This window comes from Streptococcus mitis, assembly GCF_008763935.1.
Lineage (GTDB): Bacteria > Bacillota > Bacilli > Lactobacillales > Streptococcaceae > Streptococcus > Streptococcus mitis_DB.
In genome coordinates, this window is record NZ_VTQF01000003.1 from 302,205 (window position 1) to 314,299 (window position 12,095).

Annotated in this window: 11 protein-coding genes and 3 pseudogenes; 10 read left to right on the forward strand and 4 right to left on the reverse strand. The window is 32.8% G+C overall.

Annotated features, from left to right (window positions below):
* The first annotated feature begins 93 nt into the window (after positions 1 to 93).
* Both rplM and rpsI read left to right on the forward strand, forming a co-directional pair.
* Positions 94 to 540: a 50S ribosomal protein L13 gene (gene rplM, locus F9B91_RS06520; RefSeq protein WP_001044624.1), complete on the forward strand. Its 447-nt coding sequence runs from the start codon at positions 94 to 96 to the stop codon at positions 538 to 540.
* 18 nt (positions 541 to 558) lie between these two features.
* Positions 559 to 951, forward strand: a complete 393-nt coding sequence (gene rpsI / locus F9B91_RS06525) for a 30S ribosomal protein S9 (RefSeq protein WP_000075964.1) — start codon at positions 559 to 561, stop codon at positions 949 to 951.
* Positions 952 to 1,369: 418 nt separating this feature from the next.
* On the opposite strand, the gene F9B91_RS06530 is transcribed toward rpsI, so the two are convergent.
* Together F9B91_RS06530 and F9B91_RS06535 are read right to left on the reverse strand one after the other, a co-directional pair.
* Positions 1,370 to 2,524, reverse strand: a complete 1,155-nt coding sequence (locus tag F9B91_RS06530) for a tyrosine-type recombinase/integrase (protein ID WP_150922771.1) — start codon at positions 2,522 to 2,524, stop codon at positions 1,370 to 1,372.
* Positions 2,525 to 2,575: 51 nt separating this feature from the next.
* Positions 2,576 to 3,094 (reverse strand): helix-turn-helix domain-containing protein, encoded by a 519-nt coding sequence (locus tag F9B91_RS06535; RefSeq protein WP_150922772.1) that lies wholly within the window; start codon positions 3,092 to 3,094, stop codon positions 2,576 to 2,578.
* Positions 3,095 to 3,241: 147 nt separating this feature from the next.
* Here F9B91_RS06535 and F9B91_RS06540 point away from each other — a divergent pair, with 147 nt between their 5' ends.
* From F9B91_RS06540 to F9B91_RS06565, 5 genes and pseudogenes are all read left to right on the forward strand, one after another.
* Positions 3,242 to 3,523: a DNA-binding protein gene (locus F9B91_RS06540; RefSeq protein ID WP_084947900.1), complete on the forward strand. Its 282-nt coding sequence runs from the start codon at positions 3,242 to 3,244 to the stop codon at positions 3,521 to 3,523.
* Between the two features lie 8 nt (positions 3,524 to 3,531).
* On the forward strand, positions 3,532 to 4,371 hold the full coding sequence (locus F9B91_RS06545; protein WP_001014727.1) for a phage replisome organizer N-terminal domain-containing protein: 840 nt from the start codon (positions 3,532 to 3,534) through the stop codon (positions 4,369 to 4,371).
* Between the two features lie 359 nt (positions 4,372 to 4,730).
* Positions 4,731 to 5,063 (forward strand): hypothetical protein, encoded by a 333-nt coding sequence (locus F9B91_RS06555; RefSeq protein WP_117644786.1) that lies wholly within the window; start codon positions 4,731 to 4,733, stop codon positions 5,061 to 5,063.
* Complete coding sequence (locus F9B91_RS06560; RefSeq protein WP_000469564.1) at positions 5,044 to 5,238, forward strand: hypothetical protein; 195 nt, start codon at positions 5,044 to 5,046, stop codon at positions 5,236 to 5,238. The genes F9B91_RS06555 and F9B91_RS06560 overlap by 20 nt, the downstream gene beginning before the upstream one ends.
* A gap of 311 nt (positions 5,239 to 5,549) precedes the next feature.
* Positions 5,550 to 6,069, forward strand: a pseudogene (locus F9B91_RS06565) (methylase); the annotation flags it as partial.
* Between the two features lie 256 nt (positions 6,070 to 6,325).
* Here F9B91_RS06565 and F9B91_RS06570 read toward each other — a convergent pair.
* Together F9B91_RS06570 and F9B91_RS06575 are read right to left on the reverse strand one after the other, a co-directional pair.
* Positions 6,326 to 7,785 (reverse strand): annotated as a pseudogene (locus F9B91_RS06570) (IS1182 family transposase).
* A gap of 398 nt (positions 7,786 to 8,183) precedes the next feature.
* Entirely contained in the window at positions 8,184 to 8,651 is a 468-nt protein-coding gene (locus F9B91_RS06575; RefSeq protein ID WP_084888180.1) for an 8-oxo-dGTP diphosphatase, read from the reverse strand.
* A gap of 338 nt (positions 8,652 to 8,989) precedes the next feature.
* On the opposite strand from F9B91_RS06575, the pseudogene F9B91_RS06580 reads away from it, so the two are divergent.
* From F9B91_RS06580 to F9B91_RS06590, 3 genes and pseudogenes are all read left to right on the forward strand, one after another.
* Positions 8,990 to 9,238: pseudogene (locus tag F9B91_RS06580) on the forward strand (type ISP restriction/modification enzyme); the annotation flags it as partial.
* A gap of 127 nt (positions 9,239 to 9,365) precedes the next feature.
* The gene (locus tag F9B91_RS06585) at positions 9,366 to 10,436 is read left to right on the forward strand and encodes a PD-(D/E)XK nuclease family protein (protein ID WP_084888178.1); all 1,071 of its coding nucleotides are present in this window, start codon (positions 9,366 to 9,368) and stop codon (positions 10,434 to 10,436) included.
* Positions 10,437 to 10,623: 187 nt separating this feature from the next.
* Complete coding sequence (locus tag F9B91_RS06590) at positions 10,624 to 12,057, forward strand: ATP-binding protein (protein ID WP_084888176.1); 1,434 nt, start codon at positions 10,624 to 10,626, stop codon at positions 12,055 to 12,057.
* Positions 12,058 to 12,095 lie beyond the last annotated feature (38 nt).

The window sequence follows — 12,095 nt, forward strand, 5'->3', positions numbered from 1 at the left end:
CATTTGAAAGGCCCCGGAACCTTCCAAATACTTTTCGATGGGAAGGAACACCCATCACCGTAAACAAAAATCGAACTATATATAGGAGAAATCATGAACAAAACAACATTTATGGCTAAACCAGGCCAAGTTGAACGTAAATGGTACGTAGTTGACGCAACTGATGTACCACTTGGACGTCTTTCTGCAGTAGTTGCTAGCGTACTTCGCGGAAAAAACAAACCAACATTTACACCACACACTGATACAGGTGACTTTGTGATTGTTATCAATGCTGAAAAAGTTAAATTAACTGGTAAAAAAGCAACTGATAAAATCTACTACACTCACTCAAACCACCCAGGTGGATTGAAACAAATCTCTGCAGGTGAACTTCGTTCTAAAAATGCAGTACGTTTGATCGAGAAATCAGTTAAAGGTATGCTTCCACACAATACTCTTGGACGCGCTCAAGGTATGAAGTTGAAAGTATTTGTTGGAGCTGAGCACACTCACGCTGCACAACAACCAGAAGTTCTTGATATTTCAGGACTTATCTAAGGAAAGGAACAATAAAGTATGTCACAAGCACAATATGCAGGTACTGGACGTCGTAAAAACGCTGTTGCACGCGTTCGCCTTGTTCCAGGAACTGGTAAAATCACTGTTAACAAAAAAGATGTTGAAGAGTACATCCCACACGCTGACCTTCGTCTTGTAATCAACCAACCATTCGCAGTTACTTCAACTGCAGGTTCATACGACGTTTTCGTTAACGTTGTAGGTGGTGGATACGCTGGTCAATCAGGAGCTATCCGTCACGGTATCGCTCGTGCCCTTCTTCAAGTAGACCCAGACTTCCGTGATTCATTGAAACGCGCAGGACTTCTTACACGTGACTCACGTAAAGTTGAACGTAAGAAACCAGGTCTTAAGAAAGCTCGTAAAGCATCACAATTTAGTAAACGTTAATTCGAAAGAATTACTATACTTACAAAGAGCACCTTTCGGGGTGTTCTTTTTTGTACTTTCTTACTAAATTGGTGCAACTGACACAGTTGTTGCGACTTTAGTCACTTACAAATGTGACTGCAACCTGACGAGGTCAGTTGCCTCAAAACGTTAATCAATACGATTATATCAATGTTTCAAAGAGTCTGGGACAAAAGTCTAACCTTAAATATAAAAAGCGAACAAAACGAGTTATCTGACACTCAGAATTCTGTCTTGTTCGCTTTTTTTGTCTAATCTATCGATTTTTAAAATTTATAATAAAGAATTCCTAAAATAAAAATCTTTTTGTCCCAAACTCTTTTTTGTCGATTTTTAAGCTCGTATAGCTTTGTGATAACCTTCTGATAACCTCTTTTAGATTTTAAACATCATGATTTTACTTTGCTTTATTGAGATAATCTGCAAATTTGTCAATAGAGTTTTTCTCACCAGTTTTTGTAGTGTGAGTATAGACATCTAATGTCATCTGACTGCTTGCGTGACCGAGTCGTTTTGATGTATTAGAAGGATCGATTCCAATTTCAGACATAAGTGTTGCATGTGTGTGTCTGAACCCATGTGGGCTAATTGGTTTTAATTTATGCTTTTTAATAATTCGATTCAGTACATTGTTAATGTAGTCAGCATGCAGGGGTTCAATTTTGTCATTGCTTGATATGTAAGAGAACATATATTCGTTACTAATATTCAGCTTTGTAAGAGGCAACTGAGATTGTTCTTTCAGATAGAAATTTCTCCATTGCTTAATGATATCGATTGTCTCATCATCAAGATAGATTGTTCGAACTGAAGATTCATTCTTTGTGCTCTTTTCAATCGCTTTACCGTCAATTCTTCCTAGACTTTTGTCTATGTTCAAGAGATTGCTATCAAAGTCAATATCAGCCCATTTTAAAGCGTATAACTCTCCTTTTCGTAGCCCACTAAATGCAAGCAGTCTAAATAGAGCAAAATATTTAAATGGCTCAGTTTCTTTCACGATATCTAGGAAATGATGTAATTCCTCCAGTGACCAAAAATTATTTGATCTTGTCTTTTTGATTTTAGGCATGATAACATTCTTCATTGGATTTCGATCAATGTAGTTCATATTGATTGCAAAATCAAAAATTTTTGAGGTATAGGATTTTATCTGTTTGATATTTTTGAAAGTCTGAGATTTTTGAGTAATAAAGTTTTGACAGTCTAAAGGACTGATTTGGTCAATAAATTTATCGCCAAATATTGGTAGAATATGTATTCGATAGATATTCTTAGTTTGGGAAGAAGTTGTTTCTTCGACAGTACCCACATAGGCCTTAAACCATTCTTGATAAAGTTCTTTATAAGTGACTTTGGGGTTAGATTTGTCGGTATTTACTATGGGGGCGACGACACCAGCTTCTAAACGAGCTTCGTACAATTTTGCCTCTTTTTTAGTTTTGAATCCTCTTTTTAAGTGTCTTTTTTTCTTTCCATAGGCATCTAAGCCAATGTAGAAGCTAACATAGTATAGGATTCCTTTTTTGGTTTTGTATTTGTGTATAGACATTTTTTCTCCGTATCTAAGTTTTCGGAGCTTATGTAATTGAGAAATGAGTGTCTATCTATTTTTTCTATCTTCTTGGCGGATAGCGTATTCGTCTGTTTTAATCCAGCTCTGCCAAACTTTAGAGTCTTTATTTTGGTGATTCATATAGTCTATAAACTCAGACATAAAATGTTTGTTTTTCTCAGCTAGGTATTCTGAGAATATGTGACGAAATTCATCTGAAAAACTATCATCAAGTGGTAGTGTTAATGACCTTTCTCCAAATTCGATACTTTTCTTTAATTTCTCCATATCGCTTTTAAAAGGTGTCACAGAACCAATTTTAGATGTTTTGAAACTATCTGTAACAATTTTAAGATTTGATGGAGCGTGTGGGTTGCTATCAAGTCCCATAATGTAAGCGACGGAAACATTAAAGTATTTTGCCAATTTTTCAGCATTATCTTTTTTAGGTTTGCGGATTCCTTGATTGTATCCAGAAAGTGTAGGATAGGCTATATTTGTAGCTTCGCTAATTTCTGTCAATTTTTTTCCGCTATTTTCTATCAGTTTAGTAATATGATTCGTCATAAGAACCTCCTTTTTATCATTATAACACATTTTATTCTTTTTGAATAAAAAAGCTTGACAAAAATTCAAAAAGGATATATAATTCAAAATGAATAACAAATTAAATGGTTTCGGAGCTTATTTAATTTAGAAATGAGGTGTGAATTTATGTCGGAAACTACTTTAGTTGTCCAGCTTCCTAAAGATTTAGAGAAGCAATTACGTGCTCATTATGATGAGATGATTTCAAATGCTGTAGCAAGAGTATTTGAAGATAAAGAACTTTATAAACCTATGGTTCGTATGTCAGGTTTGTCTAGGTGGTTAGATGTATCTACGACAACAATCCAAAAATGGACAAAAGAAGGAATGCCAACCATGGTAATTGATGGAGTGACTTTATACGACAAAAGAGCAGTAACACGATGGTTGAAGCAATATGAAAGATAGGTACTCGTATGAATGGTGTTCAGTGGATCAAGATAACAACAGATATATTTGATGATGAAAAAATTCAATTAATAGAATCAATGCCAGAAGGAGATACGCTTATTGTAATATGGTTCAAAATTCTGGTACTTGCAGGAAAGCAAAATAATAGTGGCATACTGAGTTTAGGAAATAAGGTATATTACACAGAAGAAATGCTTTCAACAGTGTTTAGACGAAAAGCTACATCGGTAAAATTAGCTCTCAGCATGTTTGAAGAATTTGGAATGATAGAAATCATAGATGGCGCTATTACCATTCCAAAATGGGAGAAACATCAGAATATAGATGGACTAGAAAAGATTAGAAAACAAACTAGGGAACGTGTTGCTCGTCATAGACAAAAACAAAAAGCACTAATTACAGGCGAGCCACAACTCGTTTTAGACTGTAACGTTACAGTAACGGATGAAAATGATAATGTAACGCAAGAGATTAAGAACAAGAGTAAGAATAAGAAAGAGATTGAGAATATACTGGATAATAGTTCTAGAAAGCCTGAAACTTATATTCCACCCAAATATTATTCTTTGTTAGAATCCATTTCTTATAAGTACAATGATAGATTTTTGTATCCTAACAATTACACTTTAACACATGCTCAGAAGATGAAGATAGGCGAGTATTTGGCTAGTGGGTATGTAACTAGTGATGAAGTCATTAGCATGATTGAACGGATTCCTGAGGATGCGACGTCTCCTTTGGCGTATTTATTTAAGTCTATGGAGAATTTAAAGCAGGAACGTATGCTGGAGTGCAAAGCTATTGCCCATGAAAATGCCCGAAAGAAGTATATGATAAATGAGTAGATATAGGACTGTTCTAAAGAAATGTTACATCACTGAGGAGCAAAATGAAATAGTGAATAACTTGATTGAAATGACAAATCATCTAAGTTTTTCCTCTTATGCCAGAAAAATGTTATTTAAGAGCTCGCCTATTTATCTTCAATTTGATTTTGAATCTTATCATGACTTTATATTTCAAGTTAGAAGAATTATCAATAACTTACGTCAGTTAGAAAGAATAGCAGAACAAAGTGAAGATTTGGATAATGTAAGGATATTTCACTACTGCGTTGAGCTGATGATAGAATATGAAAAGAAGACAAGTAAACAAGTGAAAGAACTTGTAAAACGACTAAATAAGAAAACGAGGTGATAGGACCATGAGAATAAAATCTGTGTTGAAACAGGTATTTTTGACAGAAAAAGAAAATAAAAAATTAAATGATTGTATGAGGAAGGAAAATATTCGTAATTTTTCTGAGTTTGCTAGACAAAAATTAATACGAACAGATTTGAACATCCAAAAAGTCTCTTTTGAAGGTTTAGTTCCTTTAACAGAAGAGTTGGAACAAGTCGGAAAGAATATCAATTCTATAGCCCGTCTTGCAACTGTAGTTGGGAGAATAAGCTATGAAAACAAAATGGATATGTCTATTTTGATGCAAAAAATAGTGGATGTGATGGAGGAAAAAGATGTTTATTTTCAAAAGTAATATGGATAAGGATTTTGATCAGATATGCGAATACATATTGAAATTAAAGCGAGCAGAATTATTTCTTCATGGAATTAAACAACAAGACAAAACGAAGGCTCGTTTGTATCATGCGATGTTGGAATACTACGATGCTAACCATAAAAAAGAAAGACATATGAGAATTTTAAAATAAGGAAACGCTGTTAAAAATTTTGCAGCGTTTTTATATATCTTCTTAAAATATTTGTACACACAAATGACAGCCAAATTGATTTTTTGGATTATTTTATAGAGAAGGAAAAATTTCTCATAATATGACTTTGCGAGCTCAGAGTCTGTATACACACTCTCCTAAAATCACCTCCAAAATTTGTATACACATAGTGTATGTACTTTTGAGGTGATTTGAATTTTGGGGAATCCCCAAACCCCTTTAGAAATAGTTAGATATAAGATTAAAAAATGGTATAATCTTAAAAGATAAACGTTTTTAAGGAGTAGACTTTGAAAGAGAATTTAATCAAATCAAAAAAGCGTGTTCAAAAGCATGGAGAGGTTTTTATACCATTCTGGATGGTACAGAAAATATTAGATACTCCAGGTATTAAAGAGACTTGTGAAGATATTTCTGCAACATTTTTAGAACCTTCTGCAGGAGATGGGAAATTTTTGCAAGCTATTTTAGAAAGAAAATTATCTGCTGTTATCATGTAATATGCAATATGATGAAAGAAGTTGGAAGACAAAATCATTGATTGCATTATCATCTATATATGGGATAGAATTTCTCGAAGATAATTTAGAAGTAGCACGTTCACGTATGTTTCTTTATTATTTAGATTGGTACGAACAAATTTTTAGTACTAAGCTAACTAGTAGAAGTGACATCTATAAATCTGCATATTATCTTATTCATAAAAATATAGTTAGAGGAAATACCTTAACTCAACGTCATCCTGTTACAGATGAACCTATTTGGTTTAATGAATGGCAACTTTTCAAAGGCCATTCTAGTTTGGTAAGACTGGGCAAAAAGTCTTTAAAATTAGAAAACGCATAGTATCAAGTGTTAAATCCTTGATATTATGCGTTTTATTGTTAGAAAATTTGCTTTATTTTCTCCTTAAGTTGAGTTTTTGCCCAGCCTCTATCAGAGCTTTTAGGTAAAAAGTTGAGGATAATACAGTTGTAGAAGGACGAACCCACTGAAAAAATAAGGAGCTTACTTTTAATGAAAGGAAAATCGAGGAATCTTTCATCAATTTGAGCGAATTCCTCGGTTATTTTGTATTTATTAAGGTCATAATTCGTTTTATATTGACCACGAAGATGGTTGTGGCTGCCTGTAACTCCATGCTGAAAAGACCCGATGCTCTCGCGACATCAAAGCCATGTCTCTGTTTTAGTTCGGCATTCTTCGCTTCGATTTTATAGCGATGTCTGGCCATTTCTTTAAAATAAGGTGTTTCCTGAAATTTCTTCTGGAAAAGATGGTCGTTACTCTTAATAGCCAATGAATAAGTTTTAAACTTTGCTCCCTCCTGATAACACCCTTCCTTGGAAAGACAATTCTTGCACTTTTCAATGTCAAAGTAATGAGTGACAACTTGATTCTTATTTTGATATTTTTTCCCTGTCCTTGCTTTGCGAACAGCCAAGTGTCCTTCTGGACAGACAAATAGCCCTGCGTCTTTATTAAATTCAAACGCATCCTCTTCTTTACGGTAACTTTTTGAAAAACAGAAGGGTTCAGTTTTGACACCAAATGAATCTTTTCTTTGCGAGTTAGTTGAATGTTGTTCTTTCCCGAATAAGCTGCATGACCAATAATAGTCTCGATGTCCAGACTATTTTCCTTTGTTTTGGCATATAACTCAGGTAAATATTTCCCATCGCTTTGTTCACCAGAAGTGACCACGCAAGCAGTAATAATCCGTTCATCCGTCATAGCGATATGACTTTTATATCCATAGAAAGAGGTGTCGGCTGTCTTATGTCCGAGCCTAGCCTCCTCCTTAACAGAAGCTTCCAAATGTTCTAAGTCGTCCTCGACAGCCTCTTTTAGGTAATTGAACTTTTGAGAAACAGCCGGTAGGGCTAAGAGTTCCTCGTGTTTTTCAACCACAGCCATTAACTCCTCTGTATAGGTCAACTCTGCTTCGAGGTTATCTTCTTGAGGTTTCTTTGGAAATTCTATTTTGATATCTTCTGAATGTTGATAAATTGTTTTACGTAAAGCTTTTGAACGCTCTCTAAGGATTTCTTGGGGTTTCTTATGATTATAATGAGATTTGGTGTGAGTGGCATCCACAATGAGGATTTTACTCTTAATCAAGTTATGTTCGAGTGCAATTTGAACAGACTTCTGAATCAATACATCAAGCAGTTTGTCATCTTTAATTCTTAGCTTTCTAAATTTCGTCAGAGAGGATGGCTCGATAACAGAATCTTCAGGAGCTAGACCAAGAAAAAATTTAAAGGCCATATCTGACAAGGAACGTCCTACCACATCTACATCTGATAACTTATAAATATCTTTTAACAAGAGATATTTGAACATCATAATCGGTGAATAAGCTTTACGCCCAAAATCGGGACGATAATTCTTTTCTAGTTCATCATAAATAAAGCTAAAATCACAGAGTTCAATTAGCTGACGTAAAAAGTGGGTTTTAGGAACCACGATATCATACAAACTAGAATAAGGACTGACATCCATAGTTAACTGATTATCAAGCATTATTTCACCTCATCTCTAGTATAACAAAAAAGCCATCAATTTGATGACTTTTTCAGTGGGCTCATGAAACGCTATGAGTTTTTTTGTTGTACTATATTTTACAATTTATCATTATAAAATAAATGCTGAACTTTTTGAAAGCTTCTAATTTGGAAAAATTAGAATTGCTGAAAAGTAAGAGTACATTAATGATATTTTATGAATATATGTACACACACTAATTAGTTATAAATATGAGAAACGAAAATTATATTAGTGTTGTTGAACTCGGCTAAAGGAAAATGGGAGAAAAAGTTATCAATTGAACGATACTTCAGTACCAATAAAATTGAGTACTAAAGTATACAAAAATTACTAATGGATTGAGACTTTTGTATTTGATTATACCGTAGAGAATATTAGTCAAATAAAATTGTTTTGTTTTCACTAATGCATTTCTTATTATTATCCCAGTAGTTAATACTTTCAAAGCTTCCTTTTCTTAAATAAAGCGGTATCCTTTTTCTTATATCATCTTGCATTGGTATTTTATCAATATCTTTTAGATTCCACCATTTTGGCTCACCTTCATCAGATGTGCTTAGTTCACCAGTAAACTGAGTACATAAAAAGTCATAGAAGACAAATCTCTCATTACCAATTGAATTAGTAAAGCCTGAAATTCCCTTTAATTCAAGATTTAATGCAGTGAGTCCAGTTTCTTCCTTAAGCTCCCGTAGTGCAGCTTCAAAAAAACTTTCAGGGAATTCAACTTTTCCCCCTGGTGGAATCCAGCCAGGAAAATTATCGTGCTGTCTATTAAGTAATAAAATTTCTTGATTTTTCAAAACGCAAATATTAACCCAGTTTTTGATTTTTTCAGTCATATTATCAACCTCCAGTAAGTATTTTTTCATATATTATACTATATGTCAAGAACTATATGCTATTTATGATTGTGACAAATGTGTCTCAGCCAAAGATTGATGATTTTTATGAAATAGCTGATTAATTCTCAGATATGACGATAAAATAATTTTTACAAGACTAGTTAACCTTATTATACTGTGGCAAAAAATAGAATTTCATTGATTTTCTGTATATATTTTCTATTGATTAAAATGGGATATATGTGGGTCTTGTTTTACCTTTAAGAAAAGTTAATAATAAAATCAAGATATCTGAAGGATTTTAAGAAATGGATGGTATAGGTTATGTAATTTATATCAGAATTAGTAATATTCCTGAAAAAGCCTATGAATATGTTGTAAATGGGTACTCTGCTATTGGATGGATTATAGATCAGTATCAAGTTAAAACTGATAAAAAATCTGGAATCACTGATGATCCAAATGATTATAGTGATGATGAAAAGTATATCTTCAATTTGCTATTGAGAATTATTAATATATCTATCCAAACGATTGATTTAATAAATAGTTTACCTAAATTCGAAGTTTTAATAAGGAGATGAATACGTTGTCTAAAGTGTATTTGTCTTCTTTTATTTAAATTTAATTTTCAATAAACTGATTAATTTATCTTATGATATAATAAAAACAAGTACATTACATTAATTATCATAGTAAAGGAGTTGTTAAATGGAAAATTATAATGAGTTACTAACACTTAGGAATAAAATAGAAAATACACTGAATTATCAACTGTCACTAAGTAATTTAGAATTATATCATAGCAATCTATTTGCTGTTGTTCTGGAGAAGTCTGAATTTATTAATCATAAGTTTTTTAGTAATGTTATTGATATTAATAAAAAATATACAGATTTAAAGGTTTACAGAGAAAAAAATTCGATTGATTTAACTATCGAGGTTATTGATGAGGATAGAAGGACTCATGTTATTTTTATAGAAAATAAGGTTAAGTCTTTACCAGACAAAAGTCAATTAATTCGTTATTCTGAAAAAGATTCTAATGCTAAAGGGATACTTCTTAGTTTAGTTAAACCTGAATTTGAACTACCTGATAGTTGGTTTAGAAGAAGTTATGGTGAGCTAATTGAATATTATAGTGATTTACTTGATAAAGTAGATGAGACTTTTAGATTATTCTTAACAGATTATGTTGAATATATGAAGAATGTGAAAGAGTTTATTGAAAAGATAAGTTATGGCGAATCATACTTTTTAGAAGAGTGTAATAATAAAGTACTTGAAGGTATGAGATTAAGGTCTGTTGTCGAGAAGATTCATTATGCGAATTTAGAGAATAAGATTTCTGATTTAGAATATAAAACATACTCTGGTAGGATAAGAGGAGCTCATCATTTTGGGATTTATCTTCCTATCGAAGGTACTACGTCATCATTTGATATTCAGATACAAGGAAAACAGTATAGACATAAGGTTAATTTTTCTCTTGAAGATAAAGCAAAATTAGGTGATTTAGAAAGAATATGTGATAGTATAAAAGAGAAAACTTGTTTGTATAATTTCAATCTAGAGGATAATCCAATTTTAGAAAAATCATCTTCAAGAAAAAAATGGAAAACATATGGTAAAAAAGATTATTATGATTATGCTCATATAAAAAAACATGTATCTAGTAAAGAATTGATTAATTATATAAGAACGGATATTAAGAAAATTGAAGCGGATCTGAAAATTGTTAAAGATATTATTTTAGAAAATATTAAATCAACAACTAAATAAAAAAAATTAAATGCTGATGAAGCAGTATTGATAAGTATCAATCTTCTAAAGGATTTATATATTAAGGTTGAAAAGTGTGCTCGCCCTCATCATAATGAAACACCTAGCCTATTATCTTAAGAAAAACAGATTCAGTAAGGAATGCAGAATAATCATTATTATTTAACCAAAAATTAGGAGAAAATAAATGAAATATGACTTTAATTACTGGCAATTCTCGCCGGAAAATCAATATTTGGATCGGAAATCCGCACGAAAGAAGCCACAAGAACTACTTAAGCACTTGATTGCCTTTGCTAATGCTGACGGAGGTCAGTTGATTATCGGGATTGAAGATGAAAAGCAGCATAATATTATCACTGGTTTTAAGGATGGGAAAGCCTATCCGATTGATGATTTCAAAAAGATAGACCGAGAGATGCGGGATACACCGTTGGATTTATCTTTTGAGGAAATACCTGTGATCAATCATAAGGGAGAAGACGACCTGATTTTGCTTATCTCAGTTGAATTATCATCGAATCGAGTGATTGCCGCTCCAAATGATGAAGTTTATCTACGACAGGGAGACGAATCAGTCAAGTTGAGTTATGAGCAACGTATACAACTTAGTTATGATAAGGGACAGCGTTTCTTTGAAGATGAAATCATTGAAGATGCCACATTAGATGATATTGATGAACTATTGGTTCAGGATTTTAAGGACCATTTTGATATTTCAGAACGTTCAACTGAGGAGATATTAAAGGCAAGAAGGTTTCTTATCAATGGTAAATTAACAAAGGCGGCTATTCTTATCTTTGGTAAGTATCCTTCAGCATTTTTCCCTCAAGCACGTGTTCGTTTTCAACGATTTGATGGGGTAGATGTAGGTACAGGAAGTGAATTTAATGTTATTAAGGAAGTAACATTTGATGATGCATTGCCTAAATTAATTGTTAAAGTTAGAGATTTTATTCGAACCCAGCTACGAGAGTTTCAGTATCTAGATAGTGATGGTAGATTTCAGATACTTCCAGAATATCCTGAATTTGCCTGGTTTGAAGGAATTGTAAATGCAGTAACCCACAGGAATTATTCAGTATACGGAGATCATATCAGGGTATTGATGTTTGATAATCGTTTAGAGATTCATAGCCCAGGAAAACTACCGAATATTGTAACTGTTGAGAATATAAGACATGAACGTTTTTCTAGAAATCCGCGTATAGCTCGTACCTTAACTGAATTTGGATGGGTCCGAGAAATGAATGAGGGAGTAAAACGAATCTATTCTGAAATGGAATCTGCTTTTCTCCATGAACCGTGTTACTCTGAACCAGGTAACAAAGTAGTTTTAACATTAGAAAACAGTATTACAAGTAGAACATTGAGAACGCGTGATTCTTTGGAAAGTAAACTTAGAGATTATAGTGATTTAAGTGTTGATGAAAAACTATTGATACAGTATATGTACAATACAGCAGAACCTATGACAACTAAAAAAGTAGCAGAGTTCTTAGGTAGGAGTGTTTCTTACTCGTCCAAATTATTGAAAACGTTGAGAGCAAAAGGCATTTTAACATGGTATGGGACAAGTACGAAAGATCGCAGTCAATACTATAAATTAGAAATGAAATAAAAACGAAGAAAAACGAAGAAAAACGAAGAAAACATAGT

Coding starts and splice junctions, on each gene's coding strand:
- rplM (WP_001044624.1), top strand. CDS start 94: ATGAACAAAACAACATTTATGGCTAAACCAGGCCAAGTTGAACGTAAA.
- rpsI (WP_000075964.1), top strand. CDS start 559: ATGTCACAAGCACAATATGCAGGTACTGGACGTCGTAAAAACGCTGTT.
- F9B91_RS06530 (WP_150922771.1), bottom strand. CDS start 2,524: ATGTCTATACACAAATACAAAACCAAAAAAGGAATCCTATACTATGTT.
- F9B91_RS06535 (WP_150922772.1), bottom strand. CDS start 3,094: ATGACGAATCATATTACTAAACTGATAGAAAATAGCGGAAAAAAATTG.
- F9B91_RS06540 (WP_084947900.1), top strand. CDS start 3,242: ATGTCGGAAACTACTTTAGTTGTCCAGCTTCCTAAAGATTTAGAGAAG.
- F9B91_RS06545 (WP_001014727.1), top strand. CDS start 3,532: ATGAATGGTGTTCAGTGGATCAAGATAACAACAGATATATTTGATGAT.
- F9B91_RS06555 (WP_117644786.1), top strand. CDS start 4,731: ATGAGAATAAAATCTGTGTTGAAACAGGTATTTTTGACAGAAAAAGAA.
- F9B91_RS06560 (WP_000469564.1), top strand. CDS start 5,044: ATGTTTATTTTCAAAAGTAATATGGATAAGGATTTTGATCAGATATGC.
- F9B91_RS06575 (WP_084888180.1), bottom strand. CDS start 8,651: ATGACTGAAAAAATCAAAAACTGGGTTAATATTTGCGTTTTGAAAAAT.
- F9B91_RS06585 (WP_084888178.1), top strand. CDS start 9,366: ATGGAAAATTATAATGAGTTACTAACACTTAGGAATAAAATAGAAAAT.
- F9B91_RS06590 (WP_084888176.1), top strand. CDS start 10,624: ATGAAATATGACTTTAATTACTGGCAATTCTCGCCGGAAAATCAATAT.